Source organism: Martinezella tropici (assembly GCF_003287875.1).
In the GTDB taxonomy this organism is placed as follows: domain Bacteria; phylum Pseudomonadota; class Alphaproteobacteria; order Rhizobiales; family Rhizobiaceae; genus Rhizobium; species Rhizobium tropici_C.
This window is the reverse complement of the sequence record NZ_QMKK01000044.1, coordinates 1-19,180: the sequence shown is the minus strand read 5'-3', so window position 1 is coordinate 19,180 and position 19,180 is coordinate 1. Positions and strand designations below refer to the sequence as shown.

The following is a 19,180-nucleotide window of genomic DNA, read 5'->3' as shown; positions in this document are numbered from 1 at the left end:
ACCATCACGTTCCTGTCTGTCCATAGGCACCGGGACCGTTTTCGGCGGATGGATACCCGAAGAACTGTGCATCCAGGCTTGGCTTATTTCGGCCGTTATTGACCCGATAGCTTCGTCGGCATTAACTGAAGCGCGTTCAATGGTTGCGAGGTGCAAGTGCGCATTCTTCTGGTAGAGGACGATGACACGATCGGCAGCGCGGTTCGCGACCATATCGCGGCAGGCCCGCACGCTGTGGACTGGGTCAGGAATCTCACCGATGCCGATGAGGTTACCAGCGCCGTGCAGTATGGCCTTGTCCTTTTGGATCTGCAGCTTCCCGATGGCAGCGGCATCGATTTTCTGAAGCGGCTGCGCCGCAGGCCAGACGAAACGCCCGTCATCATTCTCACGGCGCGCGACCAGATTTCCGACCGCATCGAGGGATTGAACAGCGGCGCCGACGACTATCTCGTCAAGCCGTTCAATCTCGGCGAGCTCACGGCCCGCATCCTGGCGGTAGCCCGCCGCTATACCGGCAGCCCGCAGCCGACCATCCGCTTTGCCGATCTTGAAATCGACCAGCCGCAACGGCGCGTCCGGCTGGAGGGCAAGGATGTGGTGCTGACAGGGCGCGAATGGGCCGTGCTCGATCTGCTGGTTGCAAGGCCCGGCGCCATCGTCTCGAAAGACAAGATAGAGGAAGCACTCTATGCCTTCGGCTCCGAGATAGAAAGCAATACGGTGGAAGTCTATATCAGCCGCCTGCGCAAGAAGATCGGCAGGGACCGGATCCGGACGGCACGCGGCGTCGGCTATTGCCTGGGTGAGCGATGACGCAGCAGAAAGGCCCAAGCCGCGCCAGCATAACCCGTCGCCTGGTCGCGGCACTCACCGGGACCGTCGTCGTCTTCTGGCTGATTGCAGTCGGTATCGGCGTCTACGTAGTCAACAAGGAGCTTTCCGAGACCTTCGACGGCGCGCTGCAGGAAACCGCCGAACGGCTGATGCCCCTGGTGCTGGACGATCTCGCCAATCGCGACCATTCGGGTGACCCGCAAAGCCTGGAAGAGCTCAACAAGGGGCTGAACCGCGAATATCTGACCTATCAGGTGCTGGATGCGAACGGTAAGGTCATCCTTCATTCCCACGATGCCCCGGCAACCGCCTATGACGTACCGCTGAAAATCGGCTTCCACAATACGCCGCGATACCGGATCTATACGGAATCATCGGCCGACGGCACGATCTTCCTGCATGTCGCGGATGCCTTCAAGAATCGCCGCGAAGCATCCCGCGAAAGCGGCGTCGCATTGCTCTGGCCGCTGCTTGCCCTCATTCCCGCGAGCATCGTCGCCATCGGTTTCGTCGTCGGTCGGTCCCTGCGGCCCATCGACCGCCTGCGATCACAGATTGCCACAAAGGACAGCGGCAATATGGCGCCATTGGACAGCGAGACGCTGCCGCGTGAGCTGCAGCCGATCGCGCGCTCCGTCAATCTCCTGCTCGACCGCCTGCGCCTGGCGCTCGAAGCCGAACGGGAATTCACCGCCAACAGCGCCCATGAGCTGCGCACCCCGATCGCGGGCGCGCTCGCCCAGACCCAGCGCCTGATCGCCGAACTGCCTGAGGGCCCTCTGACCGACCGCGCCGGCCGCATCGAGACATCGCTTTCCAATCTGGGGCGACTGGCGGAAAAGCTGCTGCAGCTCTCCCGCGCTCAAGCCGGCATCGGTACGGGCGATAAACCGGCCGATCTGGTGGCCATCATCGAAACCGTCATTGGCGATTATGACCGGGACACAGGCACGGCCGGCCGCGTCCAGCTGGAAAATGAAGCAAAGGCGAAACTGATCCGCAATGTCGATATCGACGCCTTTGCCATCGTCATGCGCAATCTTATCGAAAATGCATTGATCCATGGTCCGGACGATGACGACGTGACGGTCCAGGTCGATGATCGCGCCATTCGCGTCATCAATAGCGGGACCGTGCTTTCCGCCAATGAACTTGCTGGCTTGAAGAAGCGCTTTCGGCGCGGCAAGACGAAAGCGGCAGGCTCCGGCCTCGGCCTCTCGATCGTCGAGCGTATCGTCGAGCAGATCGGCGGACATCTCGACCTGCTGTCACCCGCGACAGGCAAGACCGACGGTTTCGAAGCCAGGATCACGCTGCCGGCCGATTGACGATGGCGCAGCCGGCAAGGATTGATCTTGCAAAGACCGGCAAAGGGTGCGAGCAAGGCCGCATGTTCCCAGCGGGTCGATATTCATGATCGTTTCCTTCGACATAGGCGGCAGCGCCATCAAGGGCGGTATCGCCCGCTCCATGACGGATATCGTGCCGCTGGCGCGGCGGCCTACGCCCAGGCATGATTTTGCCGAATTCGTGGCAGTCCTGCGCGATGTCATCGCGGAAGCAGGCGAAAAACCGGATTGCCTCTCCTTTTCCATTGCCGGCGTGATCGATCCCGATACGCAGGCGCTGACCTGCGCCAATATCCCTTGCATCCACACCCGGCACCTCGCCGCCGATCTGGAAACGGAACTCGGCTATGCCGTGCTGATCGCCAATGATGCCGATTGCTTCGCCATGGCCGAGGCCATGGCCGGTGCCGGCCGCGGCCATCGCATCGTCTTCGGCGCCATTCTCGGCACCGGCGTCGGCGGCGGCCTGGTGGCCGACGGCCGCCTCGTCAACGCGGCCGGCGGCTTTGCCGGGGAATGGGGCCATGGTCCCATCATCGCATCCTTTGCCGGCAATCCGCCGGTCGCCATTCCCGCCTATCCCTGCGGCTGCGGCCAGAAGGGCTGCGTCGATACGGTCGGCGGCGCGCGCGGCATCGAACGGCTGCACAAGACGCTCCATGGCCTGGACCTTTCCAGCGAAGAAATCGTCGACCAATGGCGGAAGGGCGATGAGCGTGCGCAACGCACGATCGATGTCATGGTCGATCTGGTCGCCTCGCCGCTCGCTTTGACGGTCAACATAACAGGCGCAACCATCGTTCCGGTCGGCGGCGGTCTTTCCAATGTCGAACCACTGCTTGCGCGCCTGGATGAGGCAGTGCGAAGCCGCATCCTGCGCAAGTTCGGTCGGCCGCTCGTCGTGCCCAGTGAATGCAAGCTGGAACCGGGCCTCATCGGCGCCGCCCTGCTGGGCCTGCAATATGCCGGGGAGCGCGGCCATGCTGCTTGAGGTATGCGTCGAAGATATTGGCGGACTGAAAGCCGCTGTCGCGGGCGGCGGCGACCGTATCGAGCTTTGCAGCGCGCTCGCCGTCGGCGGCTTGACGCCAAGCGCCGGGCTGATGGCAGAGGCTGCCAAGATGCCCATCCCCGCCTACGCCATCATCCGCCCGCGCGCCGGCAACTTCGTCTATTCGGCTGATGAACTCGACGTCATGAAGCGCGACATCGACGCAGCCCGCAATGCCGGACTGCGGGGCGTCGTGCTTGGCGCCTCCCTACCGGACAGGCGGTTGGATTTCGATGCGCTTGCCATCCTCACCGCCCATGCGGAAGGTCTCGGCACGACGCTGCATCGCGCCTTCGATCTCGCCCCTGATATCGCCGAGGCCGTGGAAATGGCCGTCAAGCTCGGTTTCGAGCGCATCCTGACGTCGGGCGGCGCCAAGACCGCCGCGGAGGGCGTTGACATGCTCGAACAAGCGATTGCCGCAGCCGCCGGCCGCATCTCCATCATGCCCGGCTCCGGCGTCACGCTTGCAACCGTTGGCCGGCTATGGCCGCGATTGCAGATCAGCGAGATCCATGCCTCATGCTCCGCGGCCTTTGCCGAGCCGGACGAGCGCGTCGTCGCCCTCGGCTTCTCGGCGCCGTCCGGACGCCGCACGGATGCCGCGACCGTCAAGGCGCTCAAGACCTTCTTTGACTGAAGCGGCGACAAGCTGCCAAAAGCCAAGGCCCGAAACGCGAGATGTGAGCCGGAAGGACCGCGACGCGCTCTGGGCAAGGTCATGAATTGACAAAGAAACATTAGAATGATCAATCGTTCATAAACGCATATGCTGTAGCCAGGTATCGGCTGCGCAACATACAGTTATCGCGGCCAACAGGTTTCCTCGGGAGTAGCTGAGATCTGAACCATGTCGGTGGCGCCACTTCGCAAGAAAAGCAGGGCTGTCTTCTGGATTGCGACGATCGTCATCGGCTCGATCATCCTGGCGACCGCGCTCCTTGCCAATGATATGCGTAACCTCAGGGTGCTGGACAGCCGCTACCATCTCAACCTGTTTCCCCAGCCGGAACAACAGCCGGCACCCTTACCGCCGAAGCCTGCCCAGGCGCAGCAGCCGGCACATGTCGCTACGACGGCAAGCACTCCAGCCGAACATGCGCCGACGGCAGCCGAAGCGCCGAGGCATGGCCGCATAAAGCCGGCGAGCGATAAATCTTCGGCAAGGAGATCCCATCTGCTGGATGCCCCCGTCGACGCCCTGCTGAGCGCCTTCGTGCGCAGCTGGCGGATATCAGGCCAAGCGCTTTGCGCCGATCTCGAAAAATTCGGCCTGCCCGTGGGCGAATGGCGGCAAAGTGAATTGGGCGGCGGCACATCGGAATGCAGCTACGCCGTCCAGAAGGGCGCCTACGGCAATGCGAACGCGGCGTCTTTCTTCATCATCGCACGTGGCAAGCCGACCGGCGAAATCGAGACCATCCGCATCAAGGTGATCATGCCCGACAATGACGATGGCAAGTCCATCGCCGGCACCTTCATCGACACTGTCGTCCTGCTGCTGAATGAGACCCATTGGCTGGATTTCCAGGCGGCGCTGAATGCGATCGGCACGCTTCAGGATGTGACGCTGCAGGCCTTCGGCGCCAAGCTCGCCTTTTTCAAGGAATTCCAGAGCAACAACAACTTCAACCTTCAACTCGAATTGCGCAGAACGACACCCGAACAGATCCGAACCGCCCTTGTCTTCGACAAGGCTCGCTGGACCCTTCCCTCTCCCTCCAAGTAGTTGCGTAGTCCCGGGGTACGATGCATTGATCCTCAGCCGTCAGGAAGACGATGCGCAGGTGAGCGACCATCGGCGCCGGCCAAAAAGCCGGTCATGGGTGAGTGGGATTTTACGCCGCTAGCGCCGAGGCGCGGGGATGGACGAGATGATCGCGAAGCACCGCGCCTGAGCGATCGACTTCCTGCATCAGTACGTCGTAACTCCACAGATCGGCCAGGTGCTGCAGCACGCGCTTGGCATCCATATCGTCAAGCAGCGCACCGTTCAGCACCGTATGCCTGACCAGAAGCCGTCTGTCGCCGGCAAGATCGACATCGACGATCTCGATATGCGGATCGATCCAGCCGACATCATATTGCCGTGACAGTTCCCGCCGGATGCGGCGATAGCCCCGCTCGTCATGAATGGCGGCAACCCTCAAGCCATCTTCCTCTTCCGGATCGTCGGTCAGCTGGAACATGCGCATCTGACGCATCAGGTGCGGGCTTAGAAACTGCGCCACGAAACTCTCGTCGCGATAATTCGCCCAGAGATCGCGCAGCACCGCCATGGCATCGCCGGTGCCGGCGATTTCCGGGAACCACTGGCGATCCTCCGCTTCCGGCTTCGTCACGATGCGCTCGATATCCTGCATCATGGCAAAACCGATCGCGTAGGGGTTGAGACCGGAATAGCGGGGATCGTTGAAGGTCGGCTGGAAGACCACATTGGTATGCGATTTCAAGAACTCCAGAAAATCGCCGTCGCTGATGCCGCCAAGCTCGTGCAGCCGCGTCATGATGCGATAGTGCACATAGGTCGCCGTGCCCTCATTCATGACCTTGGTCTGGCTCTGCGGATAGAAATACTGCGCCACATGCCGCACGATGCGGATGATCTCGCGCTGCCAGGGCTTCAGGCGCGGCGCCATCTTTTCCAGGAAATAGAGGATATTCTCCTGCGGCAGGCCCGCCAGCGAACGCCGCCGCTCCAGATCGAGATCATGGGTCTTCTTGCCAGATCCGGCCGGAACGGTGCGCCAGAGATCGTTGAAGATCTTCTCGTCATATTCGCGCCGCTCGCGCTCGCGCTTCTCCTCGTCGCGCAGATCCGGCGTCTTCTTGCCGGCATAGCGGTGCACGCCGTGCGACATCAGCGCATGGGCGGCATCCAGCGTCCGCTCGACGGCGGCGTGGCCGTAGCGCTCCTCGCAGCGGGCGACATAGCTCTTGGCAAAATTAAGGTAATCGAGAATGCCTTCGGCATCGGTCCAGAGCTTGAAGAGATAGTTGTTCTTGAAGAAGTGGTTATGGCCGAAGGCGGCATGCGCGATGACAAGCGCCTGCATCGTCGCAGTGTTCTCTTCCATCAGATAGGAGATGCAGGGCGAACTGTTGATGACGATCTCATAGGCGAGCCCGCGCAGCCCCTTGCGGTAGAAGGCCTCGTGATGGGCGAAGTGCTTGCCGAAGGACCAGTGCTTGTAGAACAGCGGCATGCCGATCGAAGAATAGACGTCGAGCATCTGCTCGGCGGTGATGATCTCGATCTGATTGGGATAGACATCGAGACCAAGCTCGTTGACGGCGATCTTTTCGCAGGCATTGTGGATCCGTTGAATGGTGGCGAAATCCCAGTCCGCACCCTCGAAAAGCCGTTCCATCGATGCCTTGGCCATCATCCGCTCCTTGTTTCCGCCGTCCGGCGCTGGAAGAGATCGTGGAAGACCGGGTAGATCTGGCTGCGATCGCTGACACGCCGCATGGAAAGCACCGGCCACCCCGCCTGCATCCGCTCGTAGAGCGACCAGATCGCCGAGCCTGAGGAGATCGCGACACTGCGCGATTCACCCACTTCGAGATAGGCAAAATACTGGCAGACGGGCAGGATCTCGCTCGTCATCAGCGCCGCCGTCGTCGCATTGTCGGAATAGGCATTGTCGCCGTCCGACGCTTGTGCCGCATAGATATTCCAGTCGGACGCCGGGAAGCGGTCCCGCACGATCCGCCGCATGGCTTCGAGAGCGCTCGAAACCTGCGTGCCGCCCGTCGCCGGGCTGCGGAAGAAGGTCTCCTCGTCCACCTCCTCGGCGACGTCGGTATGGCGGATGAAGACGATCTCGACACGGCGATACTGTCGCGTCAGGAAGATGTAGAGCAGCATGTAGAAACGCTTGGCAAGGTCCTTCATGTGCTCGGTCATCGAGCCGGATACGTCCATCAGGCAGAACATGACGGCCTGCGCCACCGGCTTCGGCTCGTTCTCGAAACGGCGATAGCGAATGTCGATCGGATCGATATAGGGAATGCGCCGGACCTTTGATTCCAGCCTCTTGATTTCGGCTTCGAGCTGTGCGCGGCGCTTCTCGTCCGTGCACTCCTCCGCCTCCTCGATGAGCTTTTCGACTGTTTCCGGCTTCGGACGATGCAGCGCCACACGACGCATCATCGCCAGCCGCATTGTGCGGTTGATCGCAAGATTGGCGGGCGATCCCGTCACCGAGTAACCTGCCCGCACCGGGTTGATCTGGTCGGCCGACATCAGCCGCCGCTTGGCGAGGTCGGGCAGTTCAAGATCGTCAAGAAAGAGATCGAGAAATTCATCCCGCGTCAGGATGAAGCGGAAGGCATCCTCGCCGCTGCCGTCACCGCCGGCGCGCGGCCTGCCGTCGCCACCTTCCGGCCGCGGCAGGATATCGCCTTCGATGAAGTCCTTGTTACCGGGAAGAATATGCTCCTTGAGGCCCTCCGGGCCGCGATGGAACCGAGGCTCCTCGGTTCCATCCAGGGGAATGCTGATCTCGCCACCCTTCAGAATGTCCTGAATGTCGCGATTTTGAGAGGATTCATAGACCGCTCTCTGCACCAGCGCTTTTGCTCTACGCAAAAATCGTTGACGATTCTCCAGACTTTTACCGCCTGGGTTCAGGCGTCTGTCAACAATGTGCATTCCTTCTTCCTTGGTGGCTCATCCCGCCTGTTTCACACGCATGTACCATTCCACAAGCCGCCGGACCTGACGCTCGGTGTATCCCCGCGCCACCATCCGCTCGACGAATTCGCCATGTTTCTTCTCCGTCTCGCCGTCCTTCTTCGACCCGAACGAAATGACCGGCAAAAGGTCCTCGACCTGCGAGAACATCCGCTTTTCGATGACCTCGCGGATTTTCTCGTAGCTGGTCCAGGACGGGTTCTTGCCGCCGTGGCTCGCTCGTGCCCGCAGGCAGAACTTGACGACCTCGTTGCGGAAGTCCTTCGGGTTGGCGATGCCTGCCGGCTTTTCGATCTTGGTGAGCTCCTGGTTCAGGAGTTCGCGGTCGAGAAGCTGGCCCGTATCGGGATCCTTGAAGTCGACATCCTCGATCCAGGCGTCGGCATAGTCGACATAGCGATCGAAGAGGTTCTGGCCGTAATCCGCATAGGATTCCAGATAGGCCTTCTGGATCTCGTTGCCGATGAACTCCGCATAACGCGGCGCCAGTTCGCTCTTGATAAACTCGATATAGAGCTTCTCGGTTTCAAGCGGCAGCTGTTCCCGGCGGATTGCCTGCTCGAGCATGTACATCAGATGCACCGGATCGGCGCCGACCTCCGTCGTATCGTAGTTGAAGGTCGCCGCCAGCACCTTGAAGGCGAAGCGGGTGGAGGCTCCATCCATGCCTTCGTCGACACCGGCCGAGTCACGATATTCCTGCACGCTGCGCGCCCTCGGATCGGTTTCCTTCAGGCTCTCGCCGTCATAGACCCGAAGCTTGGAGAAGGCCGTCGAGTTTTCATGCTTGGAAAGCCGCGTCAGAACCGTGAAGCGGGCGAGCGTCTCCAACGTCGACGGCGCACACGGCGCCTCGCTGAGTTCGGATTCCTCGATCAGCTTTTCGTAGATCTTCTGCTCTTCGGTGACCCTGAGGCAATAAGGTACTTTCACGACGCAGATGCGGTCGATGAAGGCCTCGTTGTTCTTGTTGGACTTGAAGGTCTGCCATTCCGATTCGTTTGAGTGCGCCAGGATGATGCCGGAGAAGGGTATCGCACCGATATTTTCCGTACCGATGTAGTTGCCTTCCTGCGTCGCCGTCAGCAGCGGGTGCAGCATCTTGATGGGTGCCTTGAACATTTCGACGAATTCGAGAATGCCCTGGTTGGCACGGTTCAATGCACCGGAGTAGCTGTAGGCATCCGGATCGTTCTGCGCGAGGCTTTCGAGCTTGCGGATATCCACCTTGCCGACCAGCGAGGAGATATCCTGGTTGTTCTCGTCGCCCGGCTCCGTCTTGGCGACGGCAATCTGCCGCAGCCGCGAAGGCTGGATCCGAACGACTTTGAAGCGGGAAATGTCACCCTCGAATTCCTCGAGCCGCTTGAGGCACCAGGGACTCATGAGCCCGGTCAGGCGCCGCCGCGGAATGCCGTAGCGTTCCTCGATCATCGGCCCCATGGTGACGGGATCGAACAGGCTGAGCGGGCTTTCAAAGACCGGACTGAGCTCGTTGCCGGCCTTCAGCACATAGATGGGATGCACCTCCATCAGCGACTTCAGCCGCTCGGCGAGCGAGGACTTGCCGCCGCCGACCGGCCCGAGCAGATAGAGGATCTGCTTGCGCTCCTCCAGGCCTTGAGCCGCATGGCGGAAGAAGGCGACGATGCGTTCGATCGTCTCTTCCATGCCGAAAAACCCGGAGAAAGCCGGATAGGTCCGGATGGTCCGGTTCATGAAGATACGCCCAAGCCTTGTATCCTTGGCCGTATCGATCAGCAGTGGTTCGCCCATGGCTGCCAGCAGCCGCTCTGCCGCATTTGCGTACATGAGCGGATCATCCCGGCACGCTTCCAGGTATTCTGAGAATGACATCTCGACTTCGCGCCGTGCTTCGAAAGAACGGGCGAACGTGTTAAATAGCACATCATTGTTTAACATGGCGCCTCGATAGCTTGCTATTGCAATAAACGCCGGCCTTTACGAGATCACTTTATCCCGCTGTATCTAAGGTGCGGTATGACTCGCTTCGAATCAATAGGTGATCTGTCAATAATTCGTACGCTTGATTCCGAATGTCATCAATATCTTGAAGGGATCATGCACCGAATTAATGAAACACAACCGCAGGATTGTTGCGACCAAAACACTACACGCAAGAAGTTTCTCTTCTCACAACCAGGCACGCCCCTCGGGCATCCATTCGAAAACCCGATATGAACGAGAAGTTGCTCGAAGCCAGCGTCGCGCTTCATTGTCCGCATGATTGGGGAGAAAAGATGGTGCCCAGAGCCGGAATCGAACCAGCGACACGCGGATTTTCAATCCGCTGCTCTACCAACTGAGCTATCTGGGCAGCCTTGCTTCACGTCTGAGAAGGAGCCTTGAGGGGCGCCGGGCGGTTGGTTCGCCCCAGAAGCGAGCGGGGTTATAGCATCTTGTTCGGCCATGTCCAGCAGCAAATGACTCTTTTTTGACAGGAAATCGAATTTTGGCAATTCGCGAACAAAATGAAAGGGTTCGTGAATGAAAGCGGCGTTGGAAAGCCGCATTCATTCCTGGTCGGAGCCCTCGGCCTTCGTCTCGTCTTCGGTCACGGGGATGGCATAGGCGCCGTTGAGCCATCGCGAGAGATCGACGGAACGGCATCGATCCGAGCAGAAAGGATAGTGTTCGCGCATCGATGGACGGCCGCATTCCGGGCAGGGTCGCGTCTTGCGCAGCGGCTCGACCTTGGAACCGACCTTGATCTCTTCAGCCTTCGTCATCAGCTCTATCCTTCCTGCCATCCGGCGTGGACATCGAATCCCTCGCCTGCAAGCAGCAGCATGGTCTCATAAAGCGGCAATCCGACGACATTGGTATAGGAACCGACAAGCTTCTGCACGAAGGAGCCGGCAAGCCCCTGTATGCCGTAGGCTCCGGCCTTCCCCCGCCATTGCCCGGAGGCAAGATACATTTCGATGTCGCGGCCCGAGAGCCGCTTGAAGCGCACCTTGGTCTCGATAACCTTCTGGCGCAGCTTGCGGTCCGGCGTGATCAGGCAGATGCCGGTATAGACGACATGGCCGCGCCCGGAGAGCAGATGCAGCGCCGCGGACGCTTCATCGACGAATTCCGCCTTGGGCAGGATGCGCCGTCCGACAGCGACAACCGTATCGGCCGAGAGAATATAGCTGCCCTGCCAGGCGGCGTCGCTTTTGATTGCGGCATACGCCGCATCGCCCTTCTCCGCCGAAAGCCGGCGCGCCAGCGAGCGCGGATGTTCCGACTTCTTCGGCGTCTCGTCGATGTCCATGGGCATGAGACGCGCGGGCTCGATGCCTGACTGATGCAGGAGCTCGACGCGACGCGGCGATCCGGAGGCCAGTATCAGCTTGTGTTTCAACGCCATCAGATCTCGACCTGTCATGCGGGAATGAGAGCCGGCTCCGGAGCATGATGCCGAAAATGTCGGCGGCATCCGGCTCCAGCGAGCGGCGGACTACTTGAAACGGTAGGTGATGCGGCCCTTGGTCAGGTCGTAAGGGGTCATTTCCACCAGCACCTTGTCGCCGGCCAGAACGCGGATGCGGTTCTTGCGCATGCGGCCCGCGGTGTGGGCGATGATCTCGTGCTCGTTTTCCAGCTTCACGCGAAAGGTCGCGTTCGGCAGGAGTTCGGTGACGACACCGGGAAATTCGAGGACTTCTTCTTTCGGCATTAAAGCTTCTTTTCCTGTCGGTTGAGGCCGGCACCCCTGTTAAAAAGGCGGGGTCGCCGGAAATTTGCGCGGAAACTACACAATCGCCGCGGTTTTGTGAACCACGTTGATAAGGGTTTCTGCATTTGTTTCATCTGCGGCTCTAAAGCGAGCCGCGATGTTCCACAAGCCTGCTCTCTATGAGACCGACAAGATAGTCCCTCACCCCGCGATAGGCATCCAGAACCTGCTCGCGCGTTCCGTCCGTCGCGGAGGGGTCCATCGTCGGCCAATAGATGACGTCGATCGCATTGGCCCGCGTCAGTTCCAGCGCGGCGTGATGCGCCTCGGGAGAGAGCGTGATGATGACATCGAAGAAATCATCCTCCAGCTCCTCCATGGTCTGCGGCTGCCGCCGGCCGAGCGAGAGCCCCATCTCGGAAAGCACGACATCGACGAAGGGATTGCGCTCGCCGGCACGCACGCCGGCAGACGCGATATAGGTGCCTTGCGGCAGCATCTGCCGGGCGATCGCTTCGGCCATGGGCGAACGAATGGTATTCAGGCCGCACATGAAGAGGATGGCGCCGGGGGATTTGCCGATATGCTCGATCGCCTGCGGCTCTTCCATATCGGTCACCCGCGCCAGTAAAGCACGCAGACGAGCGTGAACAGCCGCCGCGCCGTGTCGAAATCCACGGTGATCTTGCCGTTCAGCCGGTCCATCAGCGTCTGCGAGCCTTCGTTGTGGATGCCGCGCCGGCCCATGTCGATCGCTTCGATGCGGCTTGGCGTGGCCGAGCGGATCGCCTCGTAATAGCTCTCGCAGATCATGAAATAATCCTTCACGATCCGGCGAAACGGCGTCAGCGACAGGATATGGGTGGCGACAACGGCGCCGTCTTCCATGCGGATGTCGAAAACCAGCTTCTGGTCAACCAGCGACAGGTTCAGCAGATAAGGCCCGCCCTGATGCCCGATCGGCTCGAAGCTGTTTTCCTCGATCAGGTCGAAAATGGCGACGGCGCGCTCGTGCTCGACATCGGGTGTCGAGCGGCCGATCGTGTCGTCCAGGACCACATCGCTCAGCCGGAAGACGCCCTTGGCCATGCCTTACCCCTCGAGATTGAGGCGGATCGCGACCGATCGCGCATGTGCATCCAGCCCCTCGGAATTGGCAAGCGCGATCGCCGCCGGCCCGAGTGCGCGAAGCTGCTCCGGCCCAAGCCTGAGGATCGAGGTGCGCTTGACGAAATCCAGCACCGAGAGCCCAGAGGAGAAGCGCGCTGAGCGGGCCGTCGGCAGCACATGGTTCGAGCCGCCGACATAATCGCCGATCACCTCGGGCGTATGGCGGCCGACGAAGATCGCGCCGGCATTGCGCACACCGGCAAGCAATGGCTCGGGATCGTCGACAGCGAGTTCCAGATGCTCGGCCGCGATTCTGTTGGCAAGCGGAATGGCCTGCTTCAGATCGGAGACCAGGATAACGGCCCCGAAATCCCGCCAGCTGGCTGCCGCCGTCTGCGAGCGGCTGAGCCGCTTCAACTGCCGCTCGACCGCCGCTTCTACCGCCTTGCCGAATTCGGCATCGTCGGTGATCAGGATCGATTGCGCGCTTTCGTCATGCTCTGCCTGTGCCAGCAGGTCGGCGGCGATCCAATCCGGATCGTTGTTCTTGTCGGCGATGACGAGCACTTCCGACGGGCCGGCGATCATGTCGATGCCGACGGTGCCGAAGACCTGGCGCTTGGCGGCCGCCACATAGGCGTTGCCGGGGCCGGTGATCTTGTAGACCGGCTTGATCGTCTCCGTGCCATAGGCAAGGGCCGCGATCGCCTGCGCGCCGCCGATGCGATAGATCTCCTCGACGCCTGCCATGCGGGCGGCGGCAAGCACGGCCGGATTGACGGCACCGTCCTTGGTCGGCACGGCGATGACGACGCGGTCGACGCCGGCGACCTTGGCCGGCACGGCATTCATCAGCACCGAGCTTGGATAGCTGGCCGTGCCGCCGGGCACATAGAGGCCGACGGCTTCGATCGCCGTCCAGCGCGATCCCAGGCCGACGCCGAGATCGTCCTCGTAAATGTCGTCCTTCGGCAGCTGCCGGCGGTGATGCGATTCGATGCGGGTGGCGGCGACCTTCAATGCGCCGAGAACCTCGGCCGGAACGGCGGCAATGGCGGCATCGATCTCCGCTTCGCTGACGCGCATCGGTGTCGTGGCGAAATCGATGCCTTCGAATTTCCTGGAATAATGAGCAAGGGCTGCATCGCCACGCGCCCGCACATCATCGATGATGCCGCGCACGACGGCATTCACATCCTCGGAGACTTCCCGCTTCGTCGTCAGGAACGCGGCAAACTGCTGCTCGAACCCTTCCGACGCCTGATCCAGCCAGATAGCCAATGCTGATATTCCCTTCCATCGAGGCCGCCTTCAGCGGCCGTATCCAACCGTTACAAGCCTATACGCCCGCGTCGGGATGCCGGGGCTTATGCGCCGTTTCCCACGCGCCGCCGATATCTGCGAGCTGGGCCTCGATGCATTCGACATCGAGCGCGATCGTGGCCTTGCCGGCAAGGGTGAGCTCGATCGTGCCGTCAGGCCCCTCGCCTTTCTGTTCGAAGCGGATCGCAAGCAGTGACAGCACCTCGTCACGGTTGCGCCGATCGATGCCGCTGGAGCGCACCGCCTGCACGCGCTTGAACACCAGCGCGGAACGATGGCGTTCGTAAGGCTTGCTGCGCTGATCCGATTGCTCCCAGCCGAAGCGGTTGGCCGCGAGCGAAAACTGCTCCTGCTTCGGCGCATAGGACATATCGCCGACCTTGAAGACGCTATCCTGCATATAGGCAGAGATGACATCCAGGTCCTCGGTGTCGAGTGCCATTAGCTTGAGATCGCTCATTCGTCCTTTATCCCCGATCGCGCCAACAAAAAAACGCCCGGCGAAACGCCGCTTCCAGCGTTTCCCTTCTGTGGACATAAGATGCGAGCGCAAAAGACGCAACCGAAGAAAACGGGCTTGCCCGCTCTCTTGGCGCCATCGGATGGAATTAAGACATGCCGTGCAAATCCGTGTCGCGGTTTTGCGACGGCGGCGGGCACGAAAGCCGAAAACTATTCCCCAAAGACCGCGACGGGACTTAGTCGCTGATGCGTTCGACGATGGCGCCGCAGCGCGTCAGCTTGTCTTCCAGCCGCTCGAAGCCGCGATCGAGGTGATAGATACGCGACACGACCGTCTCGCCTTCGGCGGCAAGGCCGGCAATGACGAGCGAGACGGAGGCGCGAAGGTCGGTCGCCATCACGGGCGCGCCCTTCAGCTTCTCGACGCCCTCGATGCGGGCCGTCTGGCCTGACAGAGAGATCTTCGCGCCGAGGCGGGCAAGCTCCTGCACATGCATGAAGCGGTTTTCGAAGATGGTCTCGGTAATGTGCGAGATGCCGCCGGAGCGGGTCATCAGCGCCATGAACTGCGCCTGCAGGTCGGTCGGGAAGCCCGGGAACGGATCGGTGACGACGTCGACCGGCTTGATGCCGTCGCCATTGCGCATGACGCGGATGCCGTTGTTGGTCGGCGAAATCGTAGCACCGGCGCGGCGCAGGCTTTCGAGCGCCGTGTCGAGCAGCGCCACATCGGTATTTTCGAGCGTGACGTCACCGCCGGCCATGGCAACGGCCATGGCATAGGTGCCGGTCTCGATACGATCGGGCAGGACGCGGTGGCGCGCGCCGGAGAGCGAGGTGACGCCCTCGATGGTGATCGTGCTGGTGCCGGCGCCGGAAATCTTGGCGCCCATGGCGATCAGGCAGTTGGCGAGATCGACGATCTCAGGCTCGCGGGCCGCATTGCCGATGACGGTCGTGCCGCGGGCAAGCGTGGCAGCCATCATCATCACATGCGTCGCGCCGACGGAAACCTTGGGGAAGACATAGCGCGCGCCGATCAGGCCGCCCTTCGGCGCGGTGGCATTGATATAGCCGGCGTCGATTTCCATCGTGGCGCCAAGCGCCTCGAGACCCTCGATGAAGAGATCGACCGGGCGCGTGCCGATGGCGCAGCCGCCGGGCAGCGACACGCGCGCCTGACCCTCGCGGGCGAGCAGCGGCCCGATGACCCAGAAGCTCGCGCGCATCTTGGCGACGAGCTCGTAGGGCGCGGTCGTGTCGACGATGGTGCGGCAGGTGAAATGGATCGTGCGGGAATAGCCGTCTTCCTGGCGCTCGCGCCGGCCGTTGACGGCGACATCGACGCCGTGATTGCCGAGGATTCGCATCAGGAGCTCGACATCGGCCAAATGCGGCACGTTTTCGAGGGTCAGGGTATCGCTTGTCAGAAGCGAGGCGATCATCAGCGGCAGGGCGGCATTCTTGGCGCCGGAGATCGGAATGATACCGTTGAGCTCATTGCCGCCGACAATCCTGATACGATCCATATAAGCAATACGGGCGAGGCCCGCCTTTCCTGAGAGTCCCGGGCGCCTTGAGTGCCGGCGCCAAGTTTCGTGCACCTTGGTAAAAGGCGCTCTTTAGACGAAATAGATTAACGCATCAATTCGTTTGATGATGGGCAACATCAATCATTGCGATTCGTCCCTTTTTGCGGCGGCTTCAGCGCTATCCACAGGCTTTGCCGCCGGCAAACCATCCGTCTCGTCGGCCTGGCCGGCGCGCCGCGCCCGCACCTGCTGCTTGCGGCGGGACAGATTCTCCCGCAGCTTCTGCGCGGCACGCTCGCGCCGCCGATCCGCTTCCGTGACCTGCTTGCCGCCCACGGGCACACCCGCCTCGCCGCCGACCCCGTCACCGGCCCCACCAGGCGCCGAACCGCCCTGCAAAGCCTGCCCACCATCGATTTTCGTCTTGTCCGCAGCCATGGCTTCCTCATAGCGGAAAACCTTAGGCGTCAAAAGACCGACACATTTTTTCCAACGATCTTTCAAAGAACTTGCAATTTGCGGCTTGCACTCCGCCCCGACCTATGGCAATAGCCGCCTCGCCCAATACGGCGCACCACACCGCGCCACGGATTGCTGCTATAGCTCAGGGGTAGAGCACTCCCTTGGTAAGGGAGAGGCCGAGAGTTCAAATCTCTCTAGCAGCACCAGTTCTTTCGAAAACCCAGCATATTTTGCTTTGCACTAGTGTTGCAGCGACACAGCCGAATGCGGTTGGTTTCGAGAATATTTCTCTCAAGCAGAGATCAAGTACGAAGCCATCATAACATCGTGGACCCGAACGTGAGCTGCAAGTGGAAGTTATTTCCTAGCTTGTAGAATTTATGTCTCGCGCATGAGATTTATGGCGATATTCGAGTAAATACTCGTAAATCCCCCTTCCGAATCACCCACAGCTTCGGCATCCTAAGGTAGTGGAAGGAGAAGCAAAATATGTCTGAGGATAGACTAGATAATCTTCTAAAGCGAATGCCAGAAATAGCGGCTGCGGTGAATAGTTTCACGTCCGAGGTAATTCAAGAGGCGGCTTTCGCTGCACTCATTTCGGCTTACGGCGTGACGTTAACAGGATTTTCTAGCTCTTCGGAAGGGAAAAAAGAGGAAACTAAAGAACCTGACACTCCCAACGGAGCATCTGCACTTGTCGACGAAGGGCTGAATAGCAGGCCATCGCAGAATAAGAGAGCAAAGCGTTCATCGGGTGGTTCCAAAGATAGTTTCAAGTTCTTACGTGACTTGGATTTACGTCCCCAGGGCAAGAAATCTTTTAGTGATTTTGCTGCCGAGAAGAATCCAATCTCAAACGAAGATAAATATGCTGTCGCGGTCTACTATCTTCAGCACATACTTGAGATATCAGAGATAAATGCTGATCACGTAGGGACGATCTTTCGGCTTACCGAAGGATGGCGAGAGCCCAGCGATGTAAAGGCAGCCTTGCGTGTCGCTTCAGCGAGAAAGGGTACTATCGACACATCCAATCCGCTGGCCATCCGCACGACACCACATGGTCGGAATTTTGTGGAGCATGATCTACCGGCGCCGACAAAGACCAAGAAATAGCCGCGCCAGCGAAGTGAGAATCCGTTGAACCGTTGGCGACATAGGAAAACTAACTGATGAAGCCTGCCGTTATTCGGTTCTATGAAGGCATTGCTGATCGGGCCTCCGCAAATGACCGCGACCTGACATCGTTCTTTGTATATTTTCTTACTGTGGAGCAAGGAGCAGACACAGCAACTGCCAAAAGCCTCACGCAGTGCTTTACAATTTGTGACCTCCATGTTCCGTCTCGCCTCTCAGCATATCTTTCTGAAGGGCTGAAGGGATCTGCCAAGCGGTATATTAAGACTCCCGCTGGCTACCGACTTCAACGGACTTTCTGCGACACCCTTTCTGAAAGATTCGGGTCAAATCGAATTGTTCTCCAAACCAGTGCGGAGCTTCGCTCTTTGGAGAAGAATTTCGCGGAAGGCCCCAAAAAACGGTTCCTAGCGGAAGTCATAGATTGTTTCGAGGCCAACGCTAACCGCGCAGCGATTGTGATGATCTGGATCTTGGCTTTAGATCATCTCTTCGACCATGTTCTAAATAGCAAGCTAACGGAATTTAACGTGGCCCTCGCAGCGAATCCGGACAAAAGGATTAAGAGGGTCGTCACGAAGGAAGACCTTTCTGAACTCAAGGAAAGCAAATTTATTGAGTTATGTCGCGCCGCCAACATCATATCAAACGATGTTCGCAAGATACTAGATGATGCTCTAGGCTCAGGACCTATTAATTTTGCTTGAGATGTGATTCACGGTTTCCGATAGGAGGCCGCGATGAGTGATTTGTTTTTGTTGAGCGAGCGCCAAATGGCGCTGATCGAACCGTACTTCCCTTTGGCGCATGGCATTCCGCGGGTGGACGACCGCCGGGTGATCAGTGGCATCGTCTACGTCATCAAGCATGGCATGCAGTGGAAGGATGCGCCGAAGGACTACGGTCCGCACAAGACGCTCTACAATCGCTTCATTCGCTGGAGCCGCCTTGGTGTCTTTGACCGCATCTTCGCGGCCCTGGCGGTCGATGGCGCGAAGTCCGAGCGGATCATGATCGATGCCACGCATCTCAAGGCACATCGCACGGCCGCAAGCCTGCTAAAAAAGGGGATGTTCCCCGTCGTATCGGGCGAACCAAAGGTGGACTGAACTCCAAGCTGCACACGGTCTGCGATGACGAAGGCCGCCCAATCGTCATGCTGCTCAGTGAAGGCCAGATGAGCGATCACAAAGGCGCACGGCTCGTTCTCGACGCTTTGCCGCCCGCCAAAGTCCTCATTGCCGATCGCGGCTACGACAGCACGCCATTCCGTGAGGCATTGCAGGCAAAAGGTATCGAACCCTGCATTCCATCGAGCCGCAGCCGGAAAGTGCCATACCCCTATGACAAGACGCTTTATCGCAAGCGCCACAAGGTCGAGAACCTCTTCGCAAAACTCAAGGACTGGCGCCGCATCGCAACTCGCTACGATCGATGCGCCCACACCTTCTTCTCGGCAATATGTATCGCCGCAACCGTCATCTTCTGGCTCTGAGCAATGAGTCCTGAGCCTAGCACTACTTTGGCAGA

The 19,180-nt window shown here is 59.9% G+C and carries 21 protein-coding genes and 2 tRNA genes; 9 read left to right on the top strand and 14 right to left on the bottom strand.

Annotation, left to right across the window (positions count from 1 at the left end; translation table 11 throughout):
- Positions 1-156: 156 nt before the first annotated feature.
- The 5 genes from DQ393_RS18465 (at position 157) to DQ393_RS18445 (ending at position 4,966) form a co-directional block, all read left to right on the top strand.
- Entirely contained in the window at positions 157-816 is a 660-nt protein-coding gene (locus tag DQ393_RS18465) for a response regulator transcription factor (RefSeq protein WP_112343200.1), read from the top strand.
- Complete coding sequence (locus DQ393_RS18460; RefSeq protein ID WP_112343199.1) at positions 813-2,165, top strand: ATP-binding protein; 1,353 nt, start codon at positions 813-815, stop codon at positions 2,163-2,165. The genes DQ393_RS18465 and DQ393_RS18460 overlap by 4 nt, the downstream gene beginning before the upstream one ends.
- A gap of 85 nt (positions 2,166-2,250) precedes the next feature.
- Positions 2,251-3,177 carry an ROK family protein gene (locus DQ393_RS18455; RefSeq protein ID WP_112343198.1) on the top strand — a complete coding sequence of 309 codons (927 nt, stop codon included), beginning with the start codon at positions 2,251-2,253 and terminating at the stop codon, positions 3,175-3,177.
- Positions 3,167-3,877, top strand: coding sequence for a copper homeostasis protein CutC (locus DQ393_RS18450; RefSeq protein ID WP_112343197.1), 711 nt, complete (start codon positions 3,167-3,169; stop codon positions 3,875-3,877). Before DQ393_RS18455 ends, DQ393_RS18450 begins: the two co-directional genes overlap by 11 nt.
- 210 nt (positions 3,878-4,087) lie before the next feature.
- The gene (locus DQ393_RS18445; RefSeq protein WP_112343196.1) at positions 4,088-4,966 is read left to right on the top strand and encodes a DUF6030 family protein; all 879 of its coding nucleotides are present in this window, start codon (positions 4,088-4,090) and stop codon (positions 4,964-4,966) included.
- A 109-nt stretch (positions 4,967-5,075) separates the two neighbouring features.
- Here DQ393_RS18445 and DQ393_RS18440 read toward each other — a convergent pair whose 3' ends face one another.
- From DQ393_RS18440 to DQ393_RS18375, 14 genes are all read right to left on the bottom strand, one after another.
- The gene (locus DQ393_RS18440) at positions 5,076-6,626 is read right to left on the bottom strand and encodes a SpoVR family protein (RefSeq protein ID WP_112343195.1); all 1,551 of its coding nucleotides are present in this window, start codon (positions 6,624-6,626) and stop codon (positions 5,076-5,078) included.
- A complete protein-coding gene (locus DQ393_RS18435) occupies positions 6,623-7,894 on the bottom strand; it encodes a YeaH/YhbH family protein (protein WP_112343194.1) in 1,272 nt (423 codons plus the stop codon). The genes DQ393_RS18440 and DQ393_RS18435 overlap by 4 nt, the downstream gene beginning before the upstream one ends.
- Before the next feature lie 18 nt (positions 7,895-7,912).
- Entirely contained in the window at positions 7,913-9,859 is a 1,947-nt protein-coding gene (locus tag DQ393_RS18430; RefSeq protein ID WP_112343193.1) for a PrkA family serine protein kinase, read from the bottom strand.
- Between the two features lie 339 nt (positions 9,860-10,198).
- Positions 10,199-10,274: transfer RNA gene (locus DQ393_RS18425), tRNA-Phe, on the bottom strand.
- Positions 10,240-10,470 carry a hypothetical protein gene (locus tag DQ393_RS18420; protein WP_112343192.1) on the bottom strand — a complete coding sequence of 77 codons (231 nt, stop codon included), beginning with the start codon at positions 10,468-10,470 and terminating at the stop codon, positions 10,240-10,242. Before DQ393_RS18420 ends, DQ393_RS18425 begins: the two co-directional genes overlap by 35 nt.
- Entirely contained in the window at positions 10,471-10,686 is a 216-nt protein-coding gene (yacG, locus tag DQ393_RS18415; RefSeq protein WP_112343191.1) for a DNA gyrase inhibitor YacG, read from the bottom strand. It abuts the gene before it with no gap.
- A 5-nt stretch (positions 10,687-10,691) separates the two neighbouring features.
- Complete coding sequence (locus DQ393_RS18410) at positions 10,692-11,312, bottom strand: Maf-like protein (protein WP_112343190.1); 621 nt, start codon at positions 11,310-11,312, stop codon at positions 10,692-10,694.
- Positions 11,313-11,402: 90 nt separating this feature from the next.
- Positions 11,403-11,621, bottom strand: a complete 219-nt coding sequence (gene infA, locus DQ393_RS18405; RefSeq protein ID WP_004117876.1) for a translation initiation factor IF-1 — start codon at positions 11,619-11,621, stop codon at positions 11,403-11,405.
- Positions 11,622-11,763: 142 nt separating this feature from the next.
- The gene (locus DQ393_RS18400) at positions 11,764-12,231 is read right to left on the bottom strand and encodes a low molecular weight phosphatase family protein (protein WP_112343189.1); all 468 of its coding nucleotides are present in this window, start codon (positions 12,229-12,231) and stop codon (positions 11,764-11,766) included.
- Positions 12,232-12,236: 5 nt separating this feature from the next.
- Entirely contained in the window at positions 12,237-12,710 is a 474-nt protein-coding gene (locus DQ393_RS18395) for a UPF0262 family protein (RefSeq protein ID WP_112343188.1), read from the bottom strand.
- A gap of 3 nt (positions 12,711-12,713) precedes the next feature.
- On the bottom strand, positions 12,714-14,012 hold the full coding sequence (hisD, locus tag DQ393_RS18390) for a histidinol dehydrogenase (protein ID WP_112343187.1): 1,299 nt from the start codon (positions 14,010-14,012) through the stop codon (positions 12,714-12,716).
- A gap of 58 nt (positions 14,013-14,070) precedes the next feature.
- A complete protein-coding gene (locus DQ393_RS18385) occupies positions 14,071-14,514 on the bottom strand; it encodes a DUF2948 family protein (RefSeq protein WP_112343186.1) in 444 nt (147 codons plus the stop codon).
- 238 nt (positions 14,515-14,752) lie between these two features.
- Complete coding sequence (gene murA / locus DQ393_RS18380; protein WP_112343185.1) at positions 14,753-16,045, bottom strand: UDP-N-acetylglucosamine 1-carboxyvinyltransferase; 1,293 nt, start codon at positions 16,043-16,045, stop codon at positions 14,753-14,755.
- A gap of 144 nt (positions 16,046-16,189) precedes the next feature.
- Complete coding sequence (locus DQ393_RS18375; RefSeq protein WP_245430401.1) at positions 16,190-16,486, bottom strand: hypothetical protein; 297 nt, start codon at positions 16,484-16,486, stop codon at positions 16,190-16,192.
- Positions 16,487-16,641: 155 nt separating this feature from the next.
- Here DQ393_RS18375 and DQ393_RS18370 point away from each other — a divergent pair.
- The 4 genes from DQ393_RS18370 to DQ393_RS18355 all read left to right on the top strand — a co-directional run bounded on the left by DQ393_RS18370 (position 16,642) and on the right by DQ393_RS18355 (position 19,145).
- Positions 16,642-16,716, top strand: a tRNA-Thr gene (locus tag DQ393_RS18370).
- 283 nt (positions 16,717-16,999) lie between these two features.
- A complete protein-coding gene (locus tag DQ393_RS18365; RefSeq protein ID WP_112343184.1) occupies positions 17,000-17,629 on the top strand; it encodes a hypothetical protein in 630 nt (209 codons plus the stop codon).
- 56 nt (positions 17,630-17,685) lie between these two features.
- Positions 17,686-18,357, top strand: coding sequence for a hypothetical protein (locus tag DQ393_RS18360; protein WP_112343183.1), 672 nt, complete (start codon positions 17,686-17,688; stop codon positions 18,355-18,357).
- 33 nt (positions 18,358-18,390) lie between these two features.
- A protein-coding gene (locus tag DQ393_RS18355) for an IS5 family transposase (RefSeq protein ID WP_112343075.1) occupies positions 18,391-19,145 on the top strand; the annotation gives its coding sequence in 2 pieces (ribosomal slippage) (positions 18,391-18,724 and positions 18,724-19,145; 756 coding nt in all).
- Positions 19,146-19,180 lie beyond the last annotated feature (35 nt).

Bases quoted from the DNA above. Each gene is read 5' to 3' on its own strand.
- DQ393_RS18460 (WP_112343199.1), top strand. From the start codon at position 813: ATGACGCAGCAGAAAGGCCCAAGCCGCGCCAGCATAACCCGTCGCCTG.
- DQ393_RS18455 (WP_112343198.1), top strand. From the start codon at position 2,251: ATGATCGTTTCCTTCGACATAGGCGGCAGCGCCATCAAGGGCGGTATC.
- DQ393_RS18450 (WP_112343197.1), top strand. From the start codon at position 3,167: ATGCTGCTTGAGGTATGCGTCGAAGATATTGGCGGACTGAAAGCCGCT.
- DQ393_RS18445 (WP_112343196.1), top strand. From the start codon at position 4,088: ATGTCGGTGGCGCCACTTCGCAAGAAAAGCAGGGCTGTCTTCTGGATT.
- DQ393_RS18440 (WP_112343195.1), bottom strand. From the start codon at position 6,626: ATGATGGCCAAGGCATCGATGGAACGGCTTTTCGAGGGTGCGGACTGG.
- DQ393_RS18435 (WP_112343194.1), bottom strand. From the start codon at position 7,894: ATGCACATTGTTGACAGACGCCTGAACCCAGGCGGTAAAAGTCTGGAG.
- DQ393_RS18430 (WP_112343193.1), bottom strand. From the start codon at position 9,859: ATGTTAAACAATGATGTGCTATTTAACACGTTCGCCCGTTCTTTCGAA.
- DQ393_RS18420 (WP_112343192.1), bottom strand. From the start codon at position 10,470: ATGCGGCTTTCCAACGCCGCTTTCATTCACGAACCCTTTCATTTTGTT.
- yacG (WP_112343191.1), bottom strand. From the start codon at position 10,686: ATGACGAAGGCTGAAGAGATCAAGGTCGGTTCCAAGGTCGAGCCGCTG.
- DQ393_RS18410 (WP_112343190.1), bottom strand. From the start codon at position 11,312: ATGGCGTTGAAACACAAGCTGATACTGGCCTCCGGATCGCCGCGTCGC.
- infA (WP_004117876.1), bottom strand. From the start codon at position 11,621: ATGCCGAAAGAAGAAGTCCTCGAATTTCCCGGTGTCGTCACCGAACTC.
- DQ393_RS18400 (WP_112343189.1), bottom strand. From the start codon at position 12,231: ATGGAAGAGCCGCAGGCGATCGAGCATATCGGCAAATCCCCCGGCGCC.
- DQ393_RS18395 (WP_112343188.1), bottom strand. From the start codon at position 12,710: ATGGCCAAGGGCGTCTTCCGGCTGAGCGATGTGGTCCTGGACGACACG.
- DQ393_RS18385 (WP_112343186.1), bottom strand. From the start codon at position 14,514: ATGAGCGATCTCAAGCTAATGGCACTCGACACCGAGGACCTGGATGTC.
- murA (WP_112343185.1), bottom strand. From the start codon at position 16,045: ATGGATCGTATCAGGATTGTCGGCGGCAATGAGCTCAACGGTATCATT.
- DQ393_RS18375 (WP_245430401.1), bottom strand. From the start codon at position 16,486: ATGGCTGCGGACAAGACGAAAATCGATGGTGGGCAGGCTTTGCAGGGC.
- DQ393_RS18365 (WP_112343184.1), top strand. From the start codon at position 17,000: ATGTCTGAGGATAGACTAGATAATCTTCTAAAGCGAATGCCAGAAATA.
- DQ393_RS18360 (WP_112343183.1), top strand. From the start codon at position 17,686: ATGAAGCCTGCCGTTATTCGGTTCTATGAAGGCATTGCTGATCGGGCC.